Below are 24,553 nucleotides of genomic sequence, written 5' to 3'. Positions count from 1 at the left end.
GACCCCAGAATACGTAGGGTAAGAATGAAGGGGTGAGTGTTCTAAGAATTGACCGGCGCATCGTACACATCCTCCTCGTGGTGTGCGTATTCATTGCGGCCTGGGTGGCGGATGCCTGCGTGGCTATGCACACGGAACACAAGGTGGCACAGGCCGTAAAAGCCAATTCACGGCTGGAAAATACGCCAGATGTCTTTATCGGTGGCACCCCCTACGTGTGGGCTGCGGCCTCGAAGGAAATTCCCTATTTGGAGGTCAAGGCGCTCGACGTGGAGGTGCCCAAGCTGGGAATGGTCAATGCTTCGACCGTACTGCGCGATATTACGGTGACCCCAGAACAAGTAATGAACGGCGATATTGAGGGCGCGCCTGTTTCTACCTACTCGCGCGGCATTTCCTTAGACGGGGTGGCGTTGGGCCGCCTGCTGGGAATTACCGATCTATCCATTGCCAACCCAGACGATATCTCCCCTTCCGGTGGCACCTCCGCGGAAGCTGAGCTGACAGGCACCCTGCCTGGCGATACTCACAAGTCCACCGCCAAAGTCACCCTCCGCTTAGTCGGGCCGGAGTTTCGCATGCAGGTCTATGACACCGATGACGAGCGCCTGCAAAAGGCCTTTTCCCTCAACTTTGATACTCGCCAGCTTCCGCTTCCGGCCCAGGCTACCGCGGTAAAAATGCAGGGCGGCACCATCTCCTTCGAAATACAGCGCCGCAATATCAAGGTGCAGCTGGCCCAACTCTCTCCTCTGGAGATTGAAGGCTCGGAGCAAAAGGCCGTGGAAGAGGCAGAAAAGAAAGCCGCCGACACCAAGCACCGGGTGGGACCTGCGCCGCAGGCTAGCGCAGGCGGATAAAGTCCCGGAGCACTTCCTTCATCGTGCGCTTATGGACTTCTCTCCTATCCTGCGGGGCGAATACCTCGATGGCTTCCTTTACGGAGGCTAAGGTAACGGCATCGAAGCGCCCCTCAGATTCCCCGTCGGCCTGGAAGCGCTGCGGTTCGCGGCAGACCAGTTCGACGCGCATGGCATCGTCGAAGGCCACGGTCTTTTCTTTGGTGAGCTTATTGAGCCATCCACGTTTATCGGCACCAAAGAGGTGCAGCAGGCCGACGACGCCGCCAAGTCCGCTAAACTCCTCCAGGCCAAAAAGAGCAAGGCCCTCATCAAAAGAATTGCGCGGATTGGTCACAACCGGCAGAGGGCCTAGGAAGGTCCACGGGTTGGTATTGGAGGTAAACATGAGCGGCACATCGTCTTTGCGCAGCTGCTCGCCGATGCTGGATTCGGCCTTAACCGCAATATGCGGTGGATTCTTCCGCGCGCGGCTCCACGCCCGAATGGCAACATTGAGATAGCGCAGTGGAGTGGCAGAAAATCCTTGCTCGCGCGCCCGGTCCACGCGCGCCAAAACATCCGCATCCAAGCCGAAGCCGGCATTGACGGCAAACCAGCGATCGTTCCACGTGCCCAGGTAAATGGTGCGACGGAGGTTGCGCTCCAGCATGCGCGCCAATACGTGAGTGGCTTCCACCGGAGTGTTGGGAAAACCTAGAGCGCGCACGAAAACATTGGCAGACCCGGTAGGAATTACGGCCAACGCGGGGATGGAGTGGGGGTCGGGGCGCTGCCCATCGGCCGGGCCGAGGAGCCCGTTGACTACCTCGTTGACGGTCCCATCTCCGCCTACAGCGATAATGACGTCATAGTCATCCCTGGTCATTCCCTTGACCATCTCTTCGGCGTGGCCGGGGTGGTGCGTAAATTGCACCTTCAGGCGCAGCCCCTCCACCGCTTGTAGGCAAGGAACGATTTGGCGGAAAAGGGCGTTGGTTTGTGAGGTCGAGTTGGGATTCGAGATCATCAATGCATGCACGAGGCCCAAGTCTAGTAGTTAAATAGGCGGGTTCACGACTAGGCTGGACGCCCATGAGCGAAAATAAAAATGAAACCACTCCCGAAAACATCGAAACCACCGCGGCTTCCCACCCGGAAAATGATCCGGGAAAGCTCAACGGCAACGATGCCGTGAACCAGGCCGCCGAGCAGTGGAAAGACGCCGCTAGCCGCAATATCCCCGCTCTCGAGCTGGGCGATACCCCGGTACCGGACGATACCGCTAACCTGCGCCAGGGCCCATCGCTGCACGACGGCCTGCTAGGACTGCTCCCCCTCGTGGGCGTCTGGCAAGGCGAGGGCCAGGCACACGATACGCAGGGCCAGGAATATACCTTTGGCCAGCAGCTGGTCATCGCCCACGATGGCGAGAATTACCTCACGTTTAGCTCCCGTACCTGGAAGATTGATACCGAGGGCAAGCCGGAAGGCCCCTCCGTGCGCGAGACCGGCTTCTGGCGCATTTCTGAAAAGGATGAAATCGAGGTCACTTACACCTCTTCCAACGGCATTGTGGAAATCTTCTACGGCGAGCCGTTCAATGACCGCGCATGGCAGCTGGAGTCCGCCTCCACCATGGTCACCGAAACCGGACCGAAAAACCTGGGGCCGGGCAAGCGCATGTACGGCCTGATGCCCAATAACAACCTGGGCTGGGTAGACGAGCGCATGGTTGATGGGGAAATGCGCCCCTACATGTCCGCGGAGCTCACCCGTATCGCTGGCTAGTCCCCCAGCGCTTTATCAATAAGGTCTCGAATGACGTCCACGTTATCCGGGGCCTTTAATTTTTTGCCATTAAGCCGGGTGACCCGGGCGGCAACGCGCACCGAGGACACCAGCCACACTGAGTCCGCCTTTTCCAGATACTCCACGGTGAGCGGCTTGGCTTTGCAGCGATAGCCCTCCTTAGTGGCGTGGGCGAAAAAGGCCGCCTGCGTGGTTCCGGGAAGGATGCCGCGGCCGGCGGCGGTGCGCAGTTTCTCTCCCTTGACGGCCACCACGGTCGAGGTTGCGCCCTCGAGGATTTCTCCGGTGTCTGGGTCGGTGAGGATGAGATCCTCAAATCCCTTCTCGCGCGCCATACGCAACATCGCCATCGTGGCCGCATAGTTGAGCGTCTTGGCGGGTAATTCCTCCGCTACGTGCCACAGGCGCGGGCTGGTCATGACGGCTACGCCGTGCGCGCGCTGTTCTAGGACCCTTTCCTCGATGGGTTGAACCACGACCCAGGCGCTCGGCCTTCCCGTAGAGGCGCGCCCGCGGGTATAAGTCCAGGTGCATTTGGCATCCCCTGTCTCATCCCCGCAGAAGTCCGCAATCGCGAGACGCGTGGCTTCTTCCCACTTCTCCATAGGCGGTTCTGGCAGATTCATGGTGCGCGCTGAATCGCAGAAGCGTTGCGCGTGCCGCTGCAGGTTGGCGGCTTTTCCTCCGCGTACGAGCAGGGATTCAAAAATGCCATCGCCGCGGGTGACCGCGGCATCATCCGCATAGACGAGAGGCAGCGTGGGCATGTGCCTGCGTACCGACCCTCCAAAGGGCTCCACAACGTAGATGACCGGCTCTTTTCGCGGCGAGAACTTCATACCTTTGATTATGCCCTACCATCGGTAGTTGTGAGTTATTCTTCGCCTCTTCTGCAACGCACCGGTGCCGCGGAGCACCAGGACGCAACCGTACTCGATGCCCAAGGCGTGGCCTGGCACTATGGCAATCCGCTGGGTGAGCAACGAGCTGCCGATGGCGGCACCATAGTCATCGACCGTTCCCAACGCCGCGTCATCCGTGTCAGCGGCAAGGACGCCGCCGAGTTTCTTAATAATTTGCTTTCGCAAAAGCTGGATACCGCCCCCGTGGGCTTTAGCGCCGGCGCCCTTGACCTAGACATCCAAGGACATATCCTCCACCACATGGATATCGTCCGCACCGAAGACGCCTTTCTTATCGACGTCCCCGCGGCCCAATTCGACTCCCTTTTCAAGTTCCTCACCATGATGATCTTTTGGTCCGAGGTCACCGTAGAGGAGGCTGATATCGCCATCCTCACCCTCCTGGGTGAAACCGATATTCCCCTACCACCCATGGTGGAGTTTTCCCGCCAGGTTCAGTGGACCGGAATCAATCGCGTTGACCTGGGAGTTCCGCGCGAATCCTTGGTTGAGGCAACGAAGCTCTTGGAGGAATCCGGCGCGCGACTGGCCGGGCTTATGGCGTTTACCGCCGAGCGTGTGCGGGCCCGTGAGCCGGAGCTGGCAGCGGATCTAGATAATAAATCCATCCCCCACGAGGTACCGCAGTGGATTAGCCGTAGCGCAGATAATCCGGCCCACGTCCACCTCAATAAGGGCTGTTACCGCGGTCAGGAAACGGTAGCGCGCGTGGAAAACCTCGGCCGCTCTCCTCGCCTATTGGTGCAGCTACACCTCGACGGCTCAGCCCCGCAACGGCCGAATGTGGGCGATGACATTACTTTCAATGGACGTAAGGTAGGCCGCATCGGCACGATCGTGGATGACTGCGATTTTGGCCCCATTGCCCTAGGCCTCGTGAAGCGCTCTGCGCTGGACGCCGGCACCCTAGAGGTGGGCGATACGGCGGCTTCTATCGATCCTTCTTCCATCCCCGAAGATGAGGGCCCCAAGGCCGGACGTGAGGCGGTAAACCGGCTGCGCGGACGTTAGATCTCCCACTAGCTAGGGGGCGGTGCGGAATTTTTTCGTCACACAGGCTATTGTGTCTTACAGGAAGATACTCAATAGACAAGTCGATGGGGCGCCCAAGAATCCCTGGCGCGCCCTACTAACCCAAGGGGGTCATGCACATGGGACGCGGACGCGCAAAGGCAAAGCAGACCAAAGTTGCACGCCAGCTCAAGTACAACTCACCCGAGATGGATATCGAGTCCCTACAACGGGAACTCGCCGCACAGCAAGAGGGTGACTCCCGCGATTATGAAGAGGATGACCCATACGCCGACTACGTCGATGAATGGGATGACGACCGCGACGAACGCTAATCTTCCGCTCGCCGCCGGATAGTTCAAGGGCCCTAGGATTTCCTAGGGCCCTTCCTCATGCCCTCCCCTAGCGGGACAAGACACTTTTAGAAATTTGGGTGCTCGCCGTGCATGAGCACGCGCGGCTCTTCGCCAGACGCGGAGCGAACGGTGCCCAGCTCCCACGCATCGATGTGGCGCGCAGTAAGCATCGCTAGGGCGCGGTCGCGGTCTTCAGGGTTGACCACGGCAATCATACCCACGCCCATATTGAAGGTCTTCTCCATCTCAGCCAGCTCCACCTTGCCCACTGAGGAAATGAGCTTGAAAATCTGACCCGGGGTCCACGAAGCGCGGTTAATATCGGCGGCTAGGCCTTCCGGGATGACGCGCTCGAGGTTGCCGGCCAGCCCACCGCCGGTGACGTGGCAGAAGGTGGATACAGAGCACTCACTGGCCAAAGCCAGGCAGTCCTTGGCGTAGATGCGGGTAGGCTCCAGCAGTTCCTCTCCGAGGGGACGGCCGAGTTCCTCCACGTGGCCGTCGAGAGGCATGCCAGCCTGCTCCAAAAGGACGTGGCGGGCCAAAGAGTAGCCATTGGAGTGCAAGCCGGAAGACCCCATGGCGATGAGCACGTCGCCATCACGGACCTTATCGGGGCCGAGCACGCCATCAGCCTCAACGACGCCCACCGCGGTGGCGGAGACATCGTATTCATTTTCTTCCATCATGCCGGGGTGTTCGGCGGTCTCGCCGCCCAATAGCGCGGCACCGGCCTGCACACACCCCTCGGCGATGCCCTTGACTACCTCGGCCACCTTTTCCGGCACGACCTTGCCCACGGCAATATAGTCCTGCAAGAAAAGCGGCTCCGCGCCGCAGACGACGAGATCATCGACGCACATGGCGACCAAGTCGATGCCGATGGTCTCGTGCTTGTCCATGGCCTGGGCCACGGCCAGCTTGGTGCCAACGCCATCGGAACCCGCGGCCAAGATGGGCTCCTTATAATCGCCGAGCTTAAACAGGCCGGCAAAGCCGCCGAGGCCGCCAAGGACCTCGGGGCGGGTGGCGCGCTTGGCGTGCGGGGCGAAAAGCTCAACGGCGCGGTCGCCCTCTTCGATGCTGACGCCGGCTGCGGCGTAGGTATTGTCACTCATGGTTTCAAAAGTCCTTTGTTATTTGGTGCCGAGCAAGGTGCGCACGGCGTCTGCATTGGAGTTTCCGGCGGGCAGGCCGAGCGGGTACTCGCCCGTGAAGCAAGCGGTGCACAGCTCGGACCGGGGCTGCTCGGTGGCGGCCACCATCTCCTCAACGGAGACAAAGCCCAGGGAATCGGCGCCGATGGTGTCGCAGATAGTGGCGCAAACGGTTTCCGGATCGTCGGAGGGGCTGGCATTGGCAATCAGCTCGCCTGGGGAGGCGAAGTCAATGCCGTAGAAGCACGGCCACTTCACCGGCGGGGAGGCGATGCGCACGTGCACCTCAGCGGCGCCGGCCTCGCGCAGCATGCGGATGAGAGCGCGCTGGGTATTGCCGCGAACGATGGAATCATCCACCACGACGAGCTTCTTGCCGTTGATGACCTCGCGCAGCGGGTTGAGCTTCAAGCGGATGCCCAGCTGGCGCAGGGTCTGGGTGGGCTGGATGAAGGTGCGACCTACATAGGCGTTTTTGACCAAACCGTGGGCGAAGGTGATTCCCGATTCGCGGGCATAGCCTACGGCGGCTGGATTACCGGATTCGGGTACTGGGATGACGAGGTCCGCGCCCTCCGCGGGGTATTCGCGGGCCAAGCGGCGGCCAATATCCACACGGGAGGCGTTGACGGAACGGCCCTTGATATCGCTATCCGGGCGGGCCAAGTAGACGTATTCGAAGACGCAACCGTGGCGCTTTGCCGGCGCGAAGTTCACGGATCGGATGCCAGCCTCATCGATGGCGACGAGCTCACCGGGTTCAATCTCGCGGATGAACTGGGCGCCGCAGATATCGAGCGCACAGGTTTCGGAGGCCACGACCCAGCCCTTGGCCAGGCGGCCAAGGACAAGCGGGCGCACGCCGTGCGGGTCGCGGGCGGCGTACATGGTGTGCCCATCGGTAAAGGTCAGGCAGAAAGCGCCCTTAACGCGCGGGAGCAGATCGCGGGCGGAGTCGAAGACGGAGGTGTCTTCATCCACGCCGTCGGCAAGCAGCATGGACAAGCACATGGAGTCAGAAACGGATTCCTCGTGCGGCTTGATGAGGCCGCGTTGCACGGCCTCCTCGCGCAGCTCCAGGTAGTTGACCAGATTGCCGTTGTGCCCAAGGGCAATGTCTACCCCGGTGGAGGAGGTAGAAAACATGGGCTGCACGTTGGACCATTCCTTGCCGCCGGCGGTGGAATAGCGCGTGTGCCCCACCGCTACGTTTCCTTGCAGGGCAGACAGGGTGGATTCATCAAAGATATTGGCCACCAGGCCCATGTCTTTGAATACGACGATGCGGTCATCATCGCCCACCGCGATGCCGGCGGCCTCCTGGCCGCGGTGTTGCAGGGCGAAGAGCCCAAAGTAGGTTAGCTTGGAGACTTCCTCCCCGGGAGCCCAAACGCCGTAGACGCCGCACTCTTCGCGGGGCTCCTGCTCATTGTGATCGTCAAGATTGGTGATACTAGGAGTATGTACTTCTACCACGGCGTTGAGTTTAGCCTGTCGCGCCGCCGGAAACTAACGGAATGAGCGGCAACCACTGCGCGATTTCGCCCGCGCGGGAGCCAGAAGCATCCACGCGACCAGTACTTACGGCCTCCTCCCAGTCCGCCAATCCGGTGGCAAGGCGCAGCCAGGTTTCCGGATCAGTCTCCACCACATTGGGTGGGGTGCCGCGGGTATGGCGGGGTCCCTCAATGCATTGCACCGCAACAAATGGGGGTACGCGCAGCTCCACGGAGTGACCCGGCGCGTCGGCTTCGAGGGTGCGAGCGGTGCGCCGGACGGCGTCGGCAAGCAGGGTCCTACCTGGCTTATCATGCTCCGCCGGGGCGGCAATCCAGTCTTTGATGGCCATGACGGCCGCGCGGGTGGCAGCGGGATCGACGGGCTTTTTCATAGCTACATCATAACTACTGTTATCTTGTTGTTTATGTCACCTACGCCTTCCGTTGCGGAAAATCAGAAATCGCCGGCGCTGACGCTGCGCTTTATGGCATCGCCAACCGACGTCACCATGGCCGGCGCCCCCGGCATCAGCGGCGGACGCGTCCTGGAATGGATTGATAAGGCCGCCTATGCCTGCGCCGTGCAGTGGTCCGGCCAATACTGCGTGACCGCATACGTGGGCCATATCCATTTCACTCGGCCGATCCCCTCCGGGCACATCGTGGAGGTACGCTCGCGCATCGCCATGACCGGCCGGTCTTCCATGCACATCGTCAATGAGGTGCTTTCGGCTGACCCGCGCGAAGGCATCTTCACTCGCGCCTGCGATTGCCTGGTCATCTTCGTAGCCAAGGACCCTGCCACTGGCAAGTCCACCCCGGTGCCGCCCTTCGTGCCGGAAACCGATGAACAGTGCCGCGTAGAAGAAGCAGCCAAGTCCCGCATTGAGCTGCGCAAGGCCATCGAGGCGGAGATGGAAGAGCAAACCTATGACGGGCCTTCCGATGCCCCGCGCATGGTCAACCGCTTCCTAGCCAAGCCCACCGACGTCAACTGGGGCGGCAAGGTCCACGGCGGCACCGCCATGCAATGGATCGATGAGGCCGGTGCGGCCTGCACCATGGAGTGGTCCGCCGAGCGCACCGTAGCTGTCTATGCCGGTGGCATCCGCTTCTACCGCCCGATTTCCATCGGCGACCTCATCGAGGTCGACGCCCGCATGATGCGTACCGATACCCGCTCGATGCAGATGTCCATCCACGTCCGCTCCGGCAACCCCCGCGGCGGCCGTGAGCACTTGCAAACCGCCATCCATGCCACCGTGGCCTATATCGCCCTCGATCATGATGGTCAGCCACAGGTGGCCCGCCCCTTCCATCCGCGTACCGAGGAAGATAAGCGCTTGGCCGAGCACGCCACCGTGCTGCGCGAGCTACGCGCCAAGTACTCGCCAAAACCTTTGGTGGTGGCGCCGACAAATCAGCACATCGATTAACTGCTCTCCCCTCGTTTCGGTGTTAATAAGTCCATAGTGGGCGGCGAACACGCCTTCTTTCTGCTTTAGATGGACTTATACGCAGACGACGTTTCCTGCCGTCTGCTCTTATATCCACACAGAAACGAGGGAATATGCACACCCCAACTTTGCGCCGGTCGGTACGCACCGGCCTTGCCCTGATAGCTTCGGCCTGCCTCTTGGCGTCCTGCCAGAATCCGGATAACCGCCCAGCGGACGAAACTTCGGCCACCACACCCGAGTCTTCCGCCTCGCACAGCCCCACCAGTTCTGAGCCCGCGACCACAGAAGCAACCGAAACCTCCGCCACGGAAAGCGAGGGCCCACGCGCCACCGCCGAGGGACACGTGGTGGTCCTTTCTACCGGCGGCACTATCGCCAGCACACACGATAAGACTGGCGCGGTGGTGCCTACCGTTACTGGCTCCAAGTTGGTGGAACCGCTTTCTGGCACCTTTGATAACAACAAACTCACGTTAGAGGTCAAAGACATTGCTAAGCTGGATTCTTCCGCGATGACCTTGGACGATACCGATAGCATTATCACGGCCGTACACAAGGAGCTGCAGCGCAAGGACGTCGATGGTGTTGTGGTAACCCATGGCACCGATTCCATGGAAGAGACCGCCATCGCTGTCGATACCTTCCAAGCCAGTGAGAAGCCGGTGGCCTTAACCGGTGCAATGCGCCCCTTTGATGATCCGAATCCAGATGGCCCGGATAACTTGGCGCTCGCGGTGAAGACCGTCACCGATCCCGCCAATAGGGGCCGCGGCACGTTTATCGCCTTTGCGGATCAGGTCATTCCTGCCCGCGGCGCTTTCAAGTCCGATACGTCCAAAGCCGATGGCTTTGCCAATAACAATGGCGAGAAGCAGCCTCAGCGCCCGAAGGCTCTGAAGTTTAAGCCACTGGGCAATACCCGCGTCGATATTATCGCCGCCTACCCCGGCGCGCCGGCTGATCTCATCCAGCGTTCCTTGGACAGCGGCGCCGAAGGCATCGTCATTGAGGGCATGGGCGCCGGCAATATCGGCGACGAGCTAGCCCAGGCTGCTCAGGCCGCGGCCAAGAAGGTTCCGGTGGTGCTCACCACCCGCGTGGATCACGGCCCAGTGGAGGGAATCTACGGCGGGGCCGGTGGCGGTGCCACGCTTGCCGACGCCGGCGTTATCTCCTCTGGCACCCTGCGCGCTCCCCAAGCACGTATGCTGCTTGCCGCCGCGATTACGACCGATACCGATCCCGCGGAGCTTTTCCCTGACGCTGACTAAGCAGCGCCTTGGACTACGACCATCCACACCGCCACGAGGTGCACCACCGCGGCCGCGATGGTCGCGGTGTGGAAGTGCTCATGGTAGCCGTAGTAGCGCGCATTGCGCCCGGGCCATTTAAAGCCATAGACCAGCGCGCCTAGCGAGTACACCACGCCGCCGGCAAAGAGCAGCCAGACCACCGCGGCCCCTGCCTGTGTCCACAGCGTGGGCAAGAGCGGCAGCACCAGCCAGCCCAGCGCTAGGTAGACCACCACGTCGAGCCAGCGCGGATGGCTAATCCACACCAGGTTCAAAATCACGCCAAGAATCGCCCCTGCCCAGGCAACGCCTAGCATCCATGCCGCTTGCACCGGCGATAACACGATGAGGCACAGCGGCGTATATGTCGCGGCAATAAATACCGAGATGGTCGCGTGGTCCGCTCGCCGCCACCACTGCACCGCACGCGCGCTCGCCCACGGGTAGCGGTGATAGAGCGCTGAGACACCAAAAAGCCCCACCAGCCCCACGCCGTAGACAGTCACGCCAAGCCCTTGCCACCAGTGCAGCGTCATCCATGCATAGGTAATGAGCACGGCGGAGGCAATCACCGACAATAGCGCCGCTATTGCATGCCCCCAGCCACGGCTAAGCGGCCTAGGCCCGCGGTCCGCCATCCAATAGGTTCGCTGGACAAGACCCGGCCCCGGCGCGCTATCTGCATGCATCTGTGCCACGAGGTACTTCCCTTCTGCTAGCCGCAACCAACCCCAACAAGAAACTTACGATACCGTAAGTCTACGGGCGTGGCCGGAGGGCTTCAAGGAAAATCGCTTCGAAATGCTGCTAACTTTCCGCAGCCGAGCCTTCCTCTACCAGCCCATCAACAATGCGCACCGTCTCCATCGCCACGCGAGTAACCTTGCCAATTAGGTCCACGATGTAGCGCGGATTGTCCACCTCATCGGCCCAATCATTCGGGTCATTGACAATGCCGGAGGCCTTATCTTTTTTGACCTGGTAGCGGTCAATCAACCACGCCACCGCTGAGCGCGAGCCCAGCATGTACTCATCCGCCTCTTCCGGAATACCGGATATGGTCACGCGTTTGTTGTAGATCAGCTTGGTCACATCATTGACGTTCTTGCCCGTTTCCGGGTCCTTGCGCTTGGCCCACTTCATCTTGAGCACGCGCCACGTCTCACGGTCGGACTCATCACCCTTGACCTGAATGTCCAGCGGCCACGGCTCCACGGATTCGTAGTTCACGTGCAAGTCCATTAGTTCCTGGCCCGCAGCAGCAAACTTGTCGAACTCCACACGCGACGACGGCGTCTCAATATGTGGCAGCATCTTCTTCAAATCCGCCGCATACTTCGTGCGATAACCAGGATCATGCAGCTTGCCGTAGACAAAGTGGAAGATGTCATCGCCCGTAACGTCAGCGCCCAACGCCTCCCGATACGAGGTCTTAATCTCATCAGTGATGTTGTCCACGCGCACGTACCCATCAACAACCTCACCGACCTTGCCATAGATGCTGGATTCGCTCTGCTTGACGACGCCCCCTCACTAAACAGTCCTCCGTCGTCGGCCTCGACGGCGGACCAGGTGAAGCGGGGAAAGAATTGGCCTGAGCCAGATCCGCTTAAACACAAATCAGGAAGCAAATCTGTAGCTAATGAATTGAATTGTCTAGCGGCACTACTAACTGCGGGAATATAAAATCCGATATTTGATTGCTGTGGAGTCGGAAACATTGATGGGAGTTGATAGCGTCGATGATTCAATTGGCTATCAAAATAGACAATCTGCCGGTGAAAAGGTCGATAGAGACTTGAAACGGTAAAACCAGTCTGCCTCAGCTCTAACCGTCTATCCAACTGTTTCTCTAAACTAGAGGACCATTTACTGCGCGTAGAATCGATAAACCACGGCTCTTGCTTGAGGAAGTCCTTCGCCTTCTGATCTGGCTTGATTGCTTCGAGCGCCTGAGAATACGTATCTCTCAACGTAGCAACTTGTTTCTCAAGAGCTGAGGTAGAAGAAGAATAAACCCAGGAATCACGGTTAGTTTGAAGCCCCGCAGAAAACACATTGAAAATTGTCCTACTTGTTCCCTTCTTCTCGCCGATAACAGGCCAAGTTTCGAATTCTTCCGATCGCTGATTCAGCCAGTCACCTTCCTTGTTGGGTGTAACGGCTTGCCAGTCAATGGTTTCAATTGAGGAAGAGTCGACGATGCCAAGCTTCTCCTCTGCGGTGAGATAGTCGCCGATGTCACGGTAGTGCAGTTCGAAGCCTGACTTTGTTGGATCTTTAACACCGATTGTTATAGCTACAGTACTGCGGGAACCAGATCCAAAGACTTTGCCGCCTTCTTTTCGTGATTGCTCACCTGCTGTACGTTGGTTCCCTCGAAGGTTAAACACATAAAGGTCGGTGAAGTCCTCGGCCATCGATAAGCGCACGCCGTCGCCAGTGTTGCCGTCTATCCATCCGCCATTGGACGCGAAGGCTACTATGCCTTGGTCGCCGATGCGGTCGGTGGCCCACCTAAAAGCGCGCAGGTACGAGTCGTACAAGGAGTTTTTATTAGTGGCTGTGGATTTCTCCGCGTAGGTTTCTGCAATGCGCTTGTCCAGGCTCGGATATTTCTGGTTGGCGTTCAAATCGTTGGCGGACTTTTGGCCGGCAGAATATGGCGGGTTGCCAATAACTACGTTGATGGGCGCATTCTTTTGGCGAAAGAATACGACCGCATCCAACGCCGGCACATCCACGCCCTCGGACAGACGGCGTGCATTGGTAAGCATGCGGCTTTCGTTTTCATCCGCCGGCGATTCGATCCGAGAAAGCTTGGTGCCACGCTCCATGGCGTTCATGCCGCCATCAACGTGCTGTGCAGCAACGCGCAGATCAACGTTGGTCAAGGAGACATCGTTCAGCACTGCCTTATCCTTGAGCAGCTCCTGGTGGGTGGCAATGAGCGAAGGATAGGTATCAGCGATGAGCTGTGAGGACTTAATGTCTTTGGCAAAGGCCACAGCGCGTTGCATAGGCTGGGCGTTTTCCTCAAAGCCGCCTTTCTTGCCCTGCAATTCACCAGAGCGCTTGGCCAAACCATTCCAGGCACCGATCATCGCCGAAGCCGTGGTGAGGTTTATCTGGTTGTCGTCGCTGCGGGCCATCGCTTCCGCAGCCACTGACTCATCAACCGTCATGACAAGAACCTTGTAATCAGTCAATAAGCCCTTGTCCACGGCCTCACCAAAGCCAAGGCGGTAGAACTCGGGGCCGTAGATGCCCTCATCATCCATGGAGGTCAGCTCGGCGGAGTGCTCAGCGGCCTTGCCCTTTACCGCGTCGTCATAAAGCCTTGGCGTGGCGGTCATATAAAGACGCTTTGCCGCCCTGATATAGCCAGCATCATGGATGCGTACAAAGTTGCTGGCATCTTCACCAGCCAAGGTGATGCCGGTGGTGCGGTGGGCCTCATCGCAGATGACCAAATCAAAATCATCTAGACCCTGCTGCTGTGCCTCGTGGACCGCCGGCAGGGACTGGTACGTAGAAAAGACGATATTGAGGCCCTTAGCGCGCTTGCCTGAAGCAAAGCGCTGAGTAATCTCCTCACCGTCCGTAGATACTGGAACCTCGAGGTCATAGACCGCAATGTCCTCCGCCTTCTTTGAGACCTTTGAATCCGAGCACACCGCGAAGGCACGCATGTCTAGGCGGCCTTGAGCGGTCCACTCCTTTAGTGTCTGCGATAACAAGGAGATGGAAGGAACGAGGAACAGAATGCGGGCTTTGCCACCATTCTCTTCTGCGACGCGCTCCGCCAGGCGCAGCGCGGTGAAGGTCTTGCCGGTACCGCAGGCCATGATGAGCTTGCCGCGGTCATGGGTCTTAAATCCTTCAATGGCCTTATCAATGGCCGTTTGCTGGTGCGGGCGTGGTTCAAAGGTTTCGCGCTGCGAAAGGTTGATTTGGATATTTTTGTCCCGGACCTCAGAGCCCGGGAACGCCACGTCCCAGTTGATCGGGGACTCGGCAATGGTCGAAATGCCGATGCGGCTGGTGGGAATCATCTGGTTGGCCAACGCCGCTTCCGCATGTGAAGACCAATAATCAGTGGTGGAGATAATCATGCGGCTGCCAAAATATTCGCTGCCGTTTTCGGTCTCAAAGGAATGCCCTGAGGCCTCAAAGAAGGAATCGAGATGAGATTTCTGGATGCGAGCATTGGAAGCGTAGAACTTGCACTGGATGGCCATCCACGTGCCGTCATCCACGCGGCGGGCAACCAAGTCAATTCCCCGTATCCGCCTTGCCGCCGTTATAGCGCCAATCAACCCAGCGGCTGACCTCATCAAATTGCGTTCTCAAAGTCGGATCGGTACGGAAAAAATTCACCATGAGCTTTTCAAAGGCGATGCCGTACTTCGCCTTTGGTTGGTTTTCGCGCAGCTGATCCAGTACCTCGGAGAATTTTGACATAAAGCATTATGCCTGACCTGCCAGCCATCCACTGGCTTACGCCGCCTAACTCTGGTCAATTTAGCACCGAGCGTTTAGGATCCTTCCCTTATAGGTCATCTTCTAAGTCATTGGCTTGAAAGAATTCAGTCATAGCCTGCAACAGGTGCTGGTTCCATACGCCGTGTGCGCTCAAGGCGGAAGCATGATCGGCATGCGGGCGCACGTACTCTTCAAGCTCTACGCCTTTGTCCTTCGCCCGCTGGCGAAAGTCATCGTAACTAGCCGGTGGAACTAACCGGTCGTGGTCACTGCGCACGATCATGATAGGCGGCATATCCGAGGTCAGATGCGTAGCTGAAGTCACGAAGTCCGCGCGGTCTGGATATTCCTTAGGCGTTCCACCCAGGTATTTCTCCACGGTATCGCGGGAGCCCTGCCCGGCATAGGGGTCGTCAGAATCATAAATGTGGCGCACATCCAAGGCCGGTGAATCCGCATAGACGGCGCTGGGAACAGCCGGCGTACCGGAACAGTCGGTGAAAGGCAGCTGGCTGGGGTGTGCGGCGACATCGGCAGTCGCGTTCAGGACCAACTGCCCACCGGCGGATTCACCATAGGTAAAGAAGCGCTCCGAGTCGCCGCCATAATCTGCGGCATGGGCGTTGACCCAGTTCATCGCGCAGCCCACCTGCCCCGCCGCCACCTTCCACGTGGGCTGTTCCCAGCTAGACAATGTGTAGTCAATGGATAATACGAGGTAACCACGCTGGGCCATCTGCCGCATATTGAAAGCCTGGGAGCGCTTAGTCATCTGGTCCCAACCGCCGCCGTGGACATACATCATCACCGGGTGCTTGCGCGGATGGCTGCTGCCGGAGCGAATACTGTGTGTCTCCGGAGAGTAGATATCCATGGTGAGGTCATCGCCGTTGAAGGAGTCATATGTCACCGTATGATCCGGGCCTTCATCGGCCTTCTCAACGCCGGTCCAAGTAAAGGCCGCCGGGATATCGACGTCGGTTCCCTGCTCTTTTGCGGCATGAATCTGTGTTCCCAATAAACCCACGCTCGCTACCAAGGCAATGCCAGCTAACACACTTGGCACGTAGCAGCTGCGCGAGGCCAACGCGCCCAGCGCCGCCAAGATCACCAATACCAGCGCGATCAGCAACAGCGGCCCTATGTACTGCGGCCCGATGAGCGATCCAGCGCCCCAATATGAAATGTGCGGGGTAAAGGGCGAGACCGCTAGCCACAGCACCAGCATTGTTATAAGTGTCAACGGAATCGAGAGCAGCCGGGCGATAACCTTCATGCCCGCCAGGGTAGACCCTGGTGCTTAGAGTTCGTTGTGGCGGAGCCTACCTGGCCTTTGACAAAGACAAAGCAGGTTAGAAATACGGCTTAGCTGGCTGTGTAGCTCGCCTACAACGCCACTGGCACGCTATCCCGAACATAAGTCGGAATGAATGTGTATTGTTCCCGTCTCCCCACACCTATAACAGAGGCCAAGAGCGCCCAGCATCAACTCGGCAGTGGCCACTCAGTAAACCTTGCCGATACTAAAAGGGAAGTTGGATGCCGAACTTATGTAGCAGACTTTCTATCTGCTGCCGGTTAATGTACACAGTTCCAACTGCAATAGTCAGTATGCTGACGAGAGCACCAACTACCGCCCACATCTTCGACTGTGAAGAGGCAACGCTACTTCCTGTTTGTGGCTTGTACCCGCTGTCCGCGGTGGAATCAATATGAGCTTGAGAGTGGTCAGAGACAGAACCAAGCGGCAGACAAGCGGACAGCTCATCGATGGTATAAAACGTCGAGCCCTCACTTATTGGCTCACACCCCTCCTTGAAGGGAATTTCCTTCTCGTTGTACAGCATGCGCACGAGGGTCTCGCCATTGTCATTCTGGAAGGCATCCCACTGGATATTTGCTCCCATTGGGGAGACCTCGTCACCACGCCAATCCGAGTTCTGCCAGGTGTAGAGCTCTCCTGCGGGAACTCCATTCTCTGAGCCAGGTGTTTTCAGCAATGCGGCGAGCGGAATGATAGTTTCCGCGTGACCAAACCTATATTCCGCAGCTATATCACCACCGGCCGCGCGTTCCTGTACGCCCTCAATCATTTCCTCAAGCAGTGGCTCATAATTGTCGTAAGAAACAGTGCGACCCTCGATAGCCGGCCCCTTCTCATAGAAGTCTTCTACATCCAATAGGTATGCAAAGGTAGGCCCGCTCGCATCGTCCATGTACTGATCAAATATCCACCCCTCAGCAGGGGTTTTCTCCTCATGAGCAAGTGCTGGAGCAATGATGTACAGATTGTAGAACTGCAGCGCGGCGTCCACTATTCCTTCTACTGTCTTGCCATCCTTTTCACGGGCGCTAAATGAAATGGACCCATCTTTTAACTCATCGACAAAATCCGAGGTGAAAATCTTGGACAGCAACTCCTGCGATGCTTCTTGGGAGGCCGGCTTGGAATAAGCTTCCTGGATCTTTTCCTGTAGCTGCGGTGAGTCTTTCCACGCCGAATATTTTTCGTACGACGGTGACTTCTTATCTTTATGCGCATACATCAGGTCGGTGCGTGGCTCGATGGTGACATGACCATCGTTGGTTCCGTCCACGAGGTTGTCAGCAAGAGTGGGAGCTTCCTTCAGCCACGCCGCACCGAAATTCCAACCAGAGTCATTAGCGCGGTCTTCACCCGAAGAGATGAATTTCACCTTGGAGTCGTCCCTGTCGATGCTGTGCATAAGCTCAGCATTGCGTTGCGCATTGCGCTGACCAATCCCCCGCAGTTCTTCCCGCCCAACTGCGGTGAGGTTTCCGTATCCGGCGTCTTGTCCGGCGCCACCGGCCAATTCCTCATTCACGGAAATCATCGCTTCTACCTGCGGAATGAGCTTTTCTCCTAAATCCGTGAGCTCACCACGCTCCTGAGCATACTCCAGCATCTGCTGCGCGAGGTCGTCATACTTAAAGCTAGACAGCCCACGCGAGCCATGCCGGTCCACCGTGGAGGTATAGATCTGTCGGAATCCTGCGGGAGCTTCGGAATACTCCCGCCCCTGCGGTTCATAGTGCTGCTTGGTGGAGTAATAGGAACCATGCTCGGCGGCCGTGGCTGGCACTGTTCCACCGGCACACGCAACGGCGACAATAAGAGCGAGAGTACGAATGCGCATTGAACGTTAGCTTCCATGAGTAGTGGATATTTTGAAGAGGGACACACCCACGGTAGGCCGCTGACGTTACGGAAAGGTTGCCTGAAAGGAAAATGATTGAAAAGAACTCGTCCCGACGCTTTTCTTTATAAGACCGAGCCTTTGTCCCTGCCGCTAACGAGCATTAAAGCCCGGCCGAAGCCGGGCTTTCCGCATTCTCGCTTCGTTGCGTGTGCAACGCCGGGAGATTTTACTCCACCACGGAGTTAGCACCCACCGCATGGTCGAAGAGGTCCGGCAGGGTGGCGGACCAGGCGGAGACCAGCTGGGAGATGGCGACGGACTCGCCGCCGAGGGTAAGGGCGCCGGTTTCGGTAGTCTCACCCACGATGGCGGCTGGGATGCCCAGCTCGCCGGCGCGGGAAAGCACTTGATCGGCGCGGTCGGCGGTGGTGGCCACGAGCACGCGGGAGGCGGACTCAGAGAAGGCGGCGACGAATTCGTCCTCGTGGACTGCGGAAAGGTCCAGGTTGAGGCCGAGGCCGGCGCCGTCGGCAGTCGCACCAGCGCGCTTAGCCATCTCAAAAGCGGCCACTGCTAGGCCGCCCTCGGACAGGTCATGCGCGGCGGTAAGCAGCTCATTGCCGTGGAAGAACTCAGCCAGGCGCTTCTCGTTGGCCATATCCACCTGTGGCGGCAGGCCATTGAGGGAGGAAGCATCGGAAGTATCGGCGCTTACCTGTTGCCAGATGGAGCCGCCGAACTCGTCCTTGGTCTCACCTAGGGCGATAAGTACTTCCTTTTCGTCCACGGTGCCGAGCTCATTACCGATGACTTTGTGGACGTCATCGATAACACCCAGCACGCCGACCACCGGGGTAGGAAGGATCGGCTCCTCGCCGGTCTGGTTGTAGAAGGAGACATTGCCGCCGGAGACGGGGATGGAAAGCTCCACTGCGGCGTCGGCAAGCCCATGCACCGACTCGCGGAATTGCCACATCACGTCGGGGTTTTCCGGGGAGCCGTAGTTCAAGCAGTTGGTAATCGCGACGGGCTTTGCACCGGTGACAGCGACGTTGCGATAAGCCTCAGCCAGCGCGAGGCGGGCACCCATATTTGGATCCAGCTTGGTGTAGCGGCCGGAAGCATCGGCAGAAACGGCCACGCCGCGGCCGGTCTCCTCATCGATGCGCAGCACGCCGGCATCCGCGTGATGGGACTGGACGGTATTACCGCGCACGTAGCGGTCATATTGGTTCATGATGAAATCGCGCGAGCACAGCGACGGGGAGGAGACGAGCTTCTGCAAGGACTCAACCAGGCCACGCTTGTCGGTGCCTTGGTACTTTTGCAGCTCGTCCTGCCACTCCGGGCGGGCATAGGGGCGCTCGTACACTGGGGCCTCATCCGCGATGGTGCCGGCGGGAGCATCCACGACGACCTCACCCTGGTGGCGGATAACCAGGTGATTGCCCTCGGTGACCTCACCAATCTCGGCGCAGGTTACATCCCAGTGCGCGCAGATTTCGCGGAACTTCTCCACGTTCTCCGGCGCCACCACGGCGCACATGCGCTCCTGGGACTCGGAGGCGAGGATCTCGGCTGCGGTCATATCCTTCGCACGCAGCGGCACATTATCGAGGTTGACCTCCATGCCGCCATCGCCGGCCGCTGCCAGCTCCGAGGTGGCACAGGCCAAGCCCGCACCGCCGAGATCCTGGATGCCCACGACCACGCCGGCGTGGTAGAGATCCAGGCAGCACTCGATGAGCACCTTTTCTGCGAAGGGGTCGCCTACCTGCACGGCCGGCAGCTTGCGCTCGGCGCCGTCCTCGAAGGTATCGGAGGCCAGCACGGATACGCCGCCGATGCCGTCCAAGCCGGTGCGGGAGCCGAAGAGCATGACCTTATTGCCCTTGCCGGACGCAAAGGCCAGCTTCAGGTCATCAACCTTGAGGGTGCCCACGCACAGGGCATTGACCAGCGGGTTACCCGCGTAGGTCTCATCAAAGACGGTCTCGCCACCAATATTGGGCAGACCCAGGGAGTTGCCGTAGCCGCCAATGCCGGAGACCACGCCGGGCAGGACGCGCTTGGTATCGGGGGCGTCGGCAGGCCCAAAGCGCAGCTGGTCCATCACGGCAATCGGGCGGGCGCCCATGGCCATGATGTCGCGGACGATACCGCCCACGCCGGTGGCCGCACCCTGGTAAGGCTCCACGTAGGACGGGTGATTGTGGGACTCCACGCGGAAGGTCACCGCGTTGCCGTCTCCGATGTCCACCACGCCGGCGTTCTCACCGATGCCAGCGAGGATCTTCTCCCCCATCTCCTCGGTCATGGTCTCGCCAAAATAACGCAGGTGCGTCTTGGAGGACTTATAGGAACAGTGCTCGGACCACATAACGGAGTACATGGTCAGCTCCGCGTCGGTAGGACGGCGGCCCAAAATATCGTGGATGCGCTGGTACTCGTCATCCTTCAAGCCGAGCTCCGCGTAGGGCTGCTGCTCGTCCGGGGTGGACTGCGCCTTTTCTACGGTGTCATTATGAACGGTCATTAAAGTGGCCTCCTTAAACCGCCGGCGCTTGGGCGACGGCCTTGATGGCGGATACGAAAAGTCCCAGTCCGTCGGTGGATGGGCCGGTCAGCGTGTCAATGGCGTGCTCTGGGTGCGGCATGAGGCCCACGATGCGGCCAGATTCATCGCTGACACCGGCAATGCCGTTGACAGAGCCGTTGTAATTATCGGTATAGCGGAAGACCACGCGGCCCTCGCCCTCGATGCGGGCAATGTCATCATCACCGGCCTGGAAGCGGCCCTCACCGTGCTTGGCAGGCACCAGAATCTTCTGTCCCTGCTCAAACTCGCTGGTCCACGCGGTGGTGGAATTGGCCACCTCGAGGAAGGTATCGGTGCAGTGGAAGTGCAGGCCCTTATTGCGGGTCAGCGCGCCCGGCAACAGGCCCGCCTCCGTCAAAATCTGGAAGCCATTGCAAATGCCGAGCACCGGCATGCCCTGCTTCGCACGGTCAATAACGGACTGCATTACCGGCGCAAGCGCGGAAATAGCGCCCGAACGCAGGTAGTCACCATAAGAAAAACCGCCCGGCACTACGACCGCATCCACGCCGTGCAGATCGCTATCTGCGTGCCAGAGGCTTTTCACCTCTGCGCCGGCGGTGCGGGCTGCGCGAGCGGCATCCACATCATCCAGGGTTCCGGGGAAAGTGATTACTCCGATTGTTGCGGCCACTTACTTGACCTCCAGCCCAACAACCTCGTAGTCCTCGATGACGGTATTGGCCAGCAGTGTGGCGGCTACCTTATCTAGGTCCTCTGCGGTGACGGAGTCATCGACCTCGAGCTCGAAGCGCTTTCCCTGACGCACATCGCTGACACCGGATACCCCGATGCGACCCAGCGCGCGGACGACGGCTTGGCCCTGCGGATCCAGAATCTCCGCCTTGGGCATGACATTGACAACTACACGAGCCATGAAATATTTGCCTTACTGTATGGGGCTTTGGTCTGCGCGGCTTAGTCTAGTTGGCACCCCCGCCTTTTACCTAGACTCACCCCCGCTGTGTGGGTTTCACCCCGGTTGGGCAAACTCTACGTGAACCCCAAACGACGCTCTAGCAAACTTCGGCGTGCGCTCCCGCCTGGCCTGGCGCGGTGCTCTACTAATAGACGACGCACACTGTCGCTCTCTTTTTAAGGTTGAATCTATGTGTTCTCGCCGCCTCGGCGCGCTGGCACTTGCCACCGCCTTGTCTTCTGCCGCCCTTGCCGTTCCTACCGCCACGGCCGCAACCGATGGCTCCGCTGCCGTCATCTCCGAGGTCTACGGGGGAGGCGGCAATAAGGGCGCTGCCTTCACCCATGACTTCATCGAGCTCTATAACCCCACCGATGCTCCAATTGACCTGACCGGATACACCGTGGAGTACTTCTCCGCCTCCGGCAACACCGGCGGCAAGGTGGGGCTTTCCGGCACCATTGCCCCGCACGGCTACTTCCTGGTGCAGGGCGCGGCCGGCAATGGCGCGGGCGAGGCCCTGCCTGCCCCAGATGCCGAGGGCAGCCTCAATATGTCCGGCTCCAAGGGCTCGGTGCAGCTTGCCGACGCCACCGGAACCCCCATCGATGTCATCGGCTACGGCGCCGCTTCCCTCAAGGAGAGCACCGCTGCTGCGGGTCTGTCCAATGCCAAATCCGCCTCTCGCGACGCCGAGGGCACCGATACCGATGACAATGCCGCCGACTTCACCAGTGGCGCTCCCACCCCGACTAATACCGGTAATGAGGCTCCCTCCCCTCAGCCTGAGGATCCGGCCGAGCCCGAGCAACCTGCTCCCGAGGGCGTCACCGCCATCGCGGATATCCAAGGCACCGGCGCTGAGTCCCCGCTCAAGGACCAGACCGTTGCCACCGAGGGCGTCGTCACCGGCGTGTGGAGCCAGGGTGGCCTCAATGGCTTCACCATCCAGACGGGCGGGACCGGTGCCGAAGCTACCGATGCTTCCCAGGCCATCTTTGTCTACATGGGTGATAAGCCGGCCGACCAGTACCCTGACCTCGAGGATTCCGTTGCGGTCACCGGCAAGGTCTCCGAGTTCTACGGTTCCACCCAGCTCACCGCCTCCACGGTCACGCAGCTCGATACCCCGCTAGAGAAGGTCACCCCACTCAAGGTGGATCAGCTTCCCGATGGCAACGAGGCCCGCGAGCCCTTCGAGCACATGCTCATCCAGCCCGGCGAGCACACCGTAACCAATAACTACGCTCTCAACCAGTACGGCGAGATTGGCCTTGCCCCTGGCAAGGAAGCCTTCCGCCAGCCTTCCGATATCTTCTCCCCTTCCACGGATCCCAATTCCGATATCCAGAAGCTGACCAAGGACAACGCCGATAAACTGGTCACCTTGGACGATGGCCGCACCCGCGACTACTTAAAGACCGACCAGAATACCCCGCTGCCGTATATCGCCCAGGATGATGCCCACACCATCAAGTCCCTGCGTACCACCGATACCGTCTCTTTCCAGCACCCGGTCATCGTAGGCTTTTCTCACGAGCAGTGGCGCTTCCAGCCCACTACCCCAGTCACCGGCAACACCGCGGGCGCAGACCTGCCCATCTCTTGGGAGAACTCCCGCGAGGCTGAGCTGCACGCCATCGATGACGTCAAGGGCGAATACACCATCGGCGCCTTCAACGTTTTGAATTACTTCACCTCCCTGGGCGAGGAACTCGGCGGCAGCGCCTACACCGACCGCGAGGGCAATAAGGTCACGGTCAACCGCGGTAAGACCCGCGGCGCCTATACCCAATCCGCACTCGCGGACCAGGAACGCAAGATTGTCGCGGCCATCAACGGCCTCGATGCCGATGTCATCGGCCTTTCCGAAATCGAAGATGGCTACGCTGTCACCGGTGACTTTGCCCAGCGCGATAAGGCACTCAAGCACCTGACGGAAAAGCTCAATGAGGCCGCCGGCTCCGATAAGTGGGCCTTCGTTCCTTCCCCGTCCAAGGACGCCGTACCAGACTCCCCGGATGTCATCCGCACCGCGTTTATCTACCACAAGGATGTGGTGAAGCCTGTCGGCGAGTCCCGCATCTTCCAGGACGATCGCTCCACCGGCACCGCCCGCGAGCCTCTTGCCCAGGAATTCCAACCGCTAAAGGAGGGCGAGGAGTCCTTCGTTGCCTTGGCCAACCATTTCAAGTCCAAGGGCTCGGTGGCCAAGGGCGATGCCGATTCCGGCGATGGCCAGGGCAATAACCCGAACGTGCGCAACGCGCAGGCACAGGCCGTCCTCGATGCCCTCCACAAGCAGGAAGACTGGAAGGATAAGCCACTTTTCGCCCTCGGTGATTTCAATACCTATACCCACGAGACCGCGCTCGATGTCTTCCGCAACGATGGCTTTACCGTGCCCGCCGAAAAGTATGAGGCCGATCCCTCCTACCAGTTCTCCGGTCTGCTTGGCACCCTCGACCACGTGCTGGCCAATAAGGTTGCCACCGGCACGCTTGACGACGCCCAAGTGTGGAACATCAACGCCGACGAACCCGTCGCCTTCGAATACTCCCGCCGCAACTACAACATCGTGGACTTCTACGATGACTCCCCATTCCGCGCCTCCGACCACGACCCGGTCAAGGTCGGCTTCACCCTCGGCGCGGACGACTCCGCCGGCCAGCCAGACGATCCTGCGGACAGGCCTTCCGATAAGCCAGAGGACAAGCCTGAAAAGCCTGGTTCTAGCTCCAGCACTAGCTCTGTCGGCGCCGGTATCGCCGCCGCCATCGCGGCCATCGCCGGTCTTATCGCCATCCCCGGCTTCCTCGCCGTGACCGGCAACCTCCAGAAGACCATCCCGGCCCCCATCTGGGGCATGCTGCCGCTGGAAGTGAAGAACTTCATCACCAGCCTGCAGCGCTAACCGCCCACAGACGCAGACCCCGCTCGCTTCGGAGAAATCCCAAGCGTGCGGGGTCTTAATTTTTGCGATTTCAACGATTTCGTCCATCTAAAACACTACAACCGTTGACGGAAACAGGGTTTTAGA

18 protein-coding genes and 1 pseudogene are annotated in these 24,553 nt (G+C 59.4%); 7 read left to right on the top strand and 12 right to left on the bottom strand.

What is annotated here, in order from left to right:
* Nucleotides 1-32 precede the first annotated feature (32 nt).
* Nucleotides 33-860, top strand: coding sequence for an LmeA family phospholipid-binding protein (locus WMP97_RS08880; RefSeq protein ID WP_200288673.1), 828 nt, complete (start codon nt 33-35; stop codon nt 858-860).
* Here the strand turns inward: WMP97_RS08880 and WMP97_RS08875 are convergent.
* The gene (locus WMP97_RS08875; protein ID WP_284798069.1) at nt 844-1,881 is read right to left on the bottom strand and encodes a diacylglycerol/lipid kinase family protein; all 1,038 of its coding nucleotides are present in this window, start codon (nt 1,879-1,881) and stop codon (nt 844-846) included. The two genes, WMP97_RS08880 and WMP97_RS08875, sit on opposite strands and share 17 nt — an antisense overlap.
* Nucleotides 1,882-1,934: 53 nt before the next feature.
* On the opposite strand from WMP97_RS08875, the gene WMP97_RS08870 reads away from it, so the two are divergent.
* Nucleotides 1,935-2,630, top strand: coding sequence for an FABP family protein (locus WMP97_RS08870; protein WP_023019863.1), 696 nt, complete (start codon nt 1,935-1,937; stop codon nt 2,628-2,630).
* Here the strand turns inward: WMP97_RS08870 and WMP97_RS08865 are convergent.
* Nucleotides 2,627-3,490 (bottom strand): aminodeoxychorismate lyase, encoded by an 864-nt coding sequence (locus WMP97_RS08865; protein ID WP_284835434.1) that lies wholly within the window; start codon nt 3,488-3,490, stop codon nt 2,627-2,629. The genes WMP97_RS08870 and WMP97_RS08865 overlap by 4 nt on opposite strands.
* Nucleotides 3,491-3,520: 30 nt before the next feature.
* On the opposite strand from WMP97_RS08865, the gene ygfZ reads away from it, so the two are divergent.
* Nucleotides 3,521-4,585, top strand: coding sequence for a CAF17-like 4Fe-4S cluster assembly/insertion protein YgfZ (gene ygfZ / locus WMP97_RS08860; protein WP_284835435.1), 1,065 nt, complete (start codon nt 3,521-3,523; stop codon nt 4,583-4,585).
* Nucleotides 4,586-4,725: 140 nt separating this feature from the next.
* Entirely contained in the window at nt 4,726-4,920 is a 195-nt protein-coding gene (locus tag WMP97_RS08855) for a DUF3073 domain-containing protein (protein WP_023019866.1), read from the top strand.
* A gap of 86 nt (nt 4,921-5,006) precedes the next feature.
* Here WMP97_RS08855 and purM read toward each other — a convergent pair whose 3' ends face one another.
* The 3 genes from purM to WMP97_RS08840 are packed head-to-tail and all read right to left on the bottom strand — an operon-like array spanning nt 5,007 to nt 7,989.
* A complete protein-coding gene (gene purM, locus WMP97_RS08850) occupies nt 5,007-6,059 on the bottom strand; it encodes a phosphoribosylformylglycinamidine cyclo-ligase (RefSeq protein ID WP_248100193.1) in 1,053 nt (350 codons plus the stop codon).
* An 18-nt stretch (nt 6,060-6,077) separates the two neighbouring features.
* Complete coding sequence (gene purF, locus WMP97_RS08845) at nt 6,078-7,574, bottom strand: amidophosphoribosyltransferase (RefSeq protein ID WP_248100191.1); 1,497 nt, start codon at nt 7,572-7,574, stop codon at nt 6,078-6,080.
* A 10-nt stretch (nt 7,575-7,584) separates the two neighbouring features.
* Nucleotides 7,585-7,989: a sterol carrier family protein gene (locus tag WMP97_RS08840; RefSeq protein ID WP_248100189.1), complete on the bottom strand. Its 405-nt coding sequence runs from the start codon at nt 7,987-7,989 to the stop codon at nt 7,585-7,587.
* Nucleotides 7,990-8,022: 33 nt separating this feature from the next.
* On the opposite strand from WMP97_RS08840, the gene WMP97_RS08835 reads away from it, so the two are divergent.
* The gene (locus WMP97_RS08835) at nt 8,023-9,033 is read left to right on the top strand and encodes an acyl-CoA thioesterase (RefSeq protein ID WP_248100187.1); all 1,011 of its coding nucleotides are present in this window, start codon (nt 8,023-8,025) and stop codon (nt 9,031-9,033) included.
* 134 nt (nt 9,034-9,167) lie between these two features.
* Complete coding sequence (locus WMP97_RS08830; protein ID WP_340440330.1) at nt 9,168-10,328, top strand: asparaginase; 1,161 nt, start codon at nt 9,168-9,170, stop codon at nt 10,326-10,328.
* Here the strand turns inward: WMP97_RS08830 and trhA are convergent.
* The 7 genes and pseudogenes from trhA to purS all read right to left on the bottom strand — a co-directional run bounded on the left by trhA (nt 10,325) and on the right by purS (nt 21,471).
* Complete coding sequence (gene trhA / locus WMP97_RS08825; RefSeq protein WP_340440342.1) at nt 10,325-11,038, bottom strand: PAQR family membrane homeostasis protein TrhA; 714 nt, start codon at nt 11,036-11,038, stop codon at nt 10,325-10,327. The two genes, WMP97_RS08830 and trhA, sit on opposite strands and share 4 nt — an antisense overlap.
* A gap of 118 nt (nt 11,039-11,156) precedes the next feature.
* A pseudogene (locus WMP97_RS08820) lies at nt 11,157-14,813 on the bottom strand (type ISP restriction/modification enzyme).
* Nucleotides 14,814-14,901: 88 nt separating this feature from the next.
* Nucleotides 14,902-16,110, bottom strand: coding sequence for an alpha/beta hydrolase (locus WMP97_RS08815; protein ID WP_340440328.1), 1,209 nt, complete (start codon nt 16,108-16,110; stop codon nt 14,902-14,904).
* Nucleotides 16,111-16,357: 247 nt separating this feature from the next.
* Nucleotides 16,358-17,992 carry a histidine-type phosphatase gene (locus tag WMP97_RS08810; protein WP_340440326.1) on the bottom strand — a complete coding sequence of 545 codons (1,635 nt, stop codon included), beginning with the start codon at nt 17,990-17,992 and terminating at the stop codon, nt 16,358-16,360.
* Between the two features lie 229 nt (nt 17,993-18,221).
* Nucleotides 18,222-20,531, bottom strand: coding sequence for a phosphoribosylformylglycinamidine synthase subunit PurL (gene purL / locus WMP97_RS08805; RefSeq protein ID WP_340440324.1), 2,310 nt, complete (start codon nt 20,529-20,531; stop codon nt 18,222-18,224).
* 13 nt (nt 20,532-20,544) lie between these two features.
* Complete coding sequence (gene purQ, locus WMP97_RS08800) at nt 20,545-21,228, bottom strand: phosphoribosylformylglycinamidine synthase subunit PurQ (protein WP_023019877.1); 684 nt, start codon at nt 21,226-21,228, stop codon at nt 20,545-20,547.
* Complete coding sequence (gene purS, locus WMP97_RS08795) at nt 21,229-21,471, bottom strand: phosphoribosylformylglycinamidine synthase subunit PurS (protein WP_023019878.1); 243 nt, start codon at nt 21,469-21,471, stop codon at nt 21,229-21,231.
* Nucleotides 21,472-21,703: 232 nt separating this feature from the next.
* Between purS and WMP97_RS08790 the strand changes: the two genes are divergently transcribed.
* Nucleotides 21,704-24,427 carry an ExeM/NucH family extracellular endonuclease gene (locus WMP97_RS08790; RefSeq protein ID WP_340440323.1) on the top strand — a complete coding sequence of 908 codons (2,724 nt, stop codon included), beginning with the start codon at nt 21,704-21,706 and terminating at the stop codon, nt 24,425-24,427.
* Nucleotides 24,428-24,553 lie beyond the last annotated feature (126 nt).

It is taken from the genome of Corynebacterium sp. KPL4072 (assembly GCF_037908395.1).
In the GTDB taxonomy this organism is placed as follows: Bacteria; Actinomycetota; Actinomycetes; order Mycobacteriales; family Mycobacteriaceae; genus Corynebacterium; species Corynebacterium kefirresidentii.
This window is presented reverse-complemented; position numbering and strand designations above follow the sequence as displayed.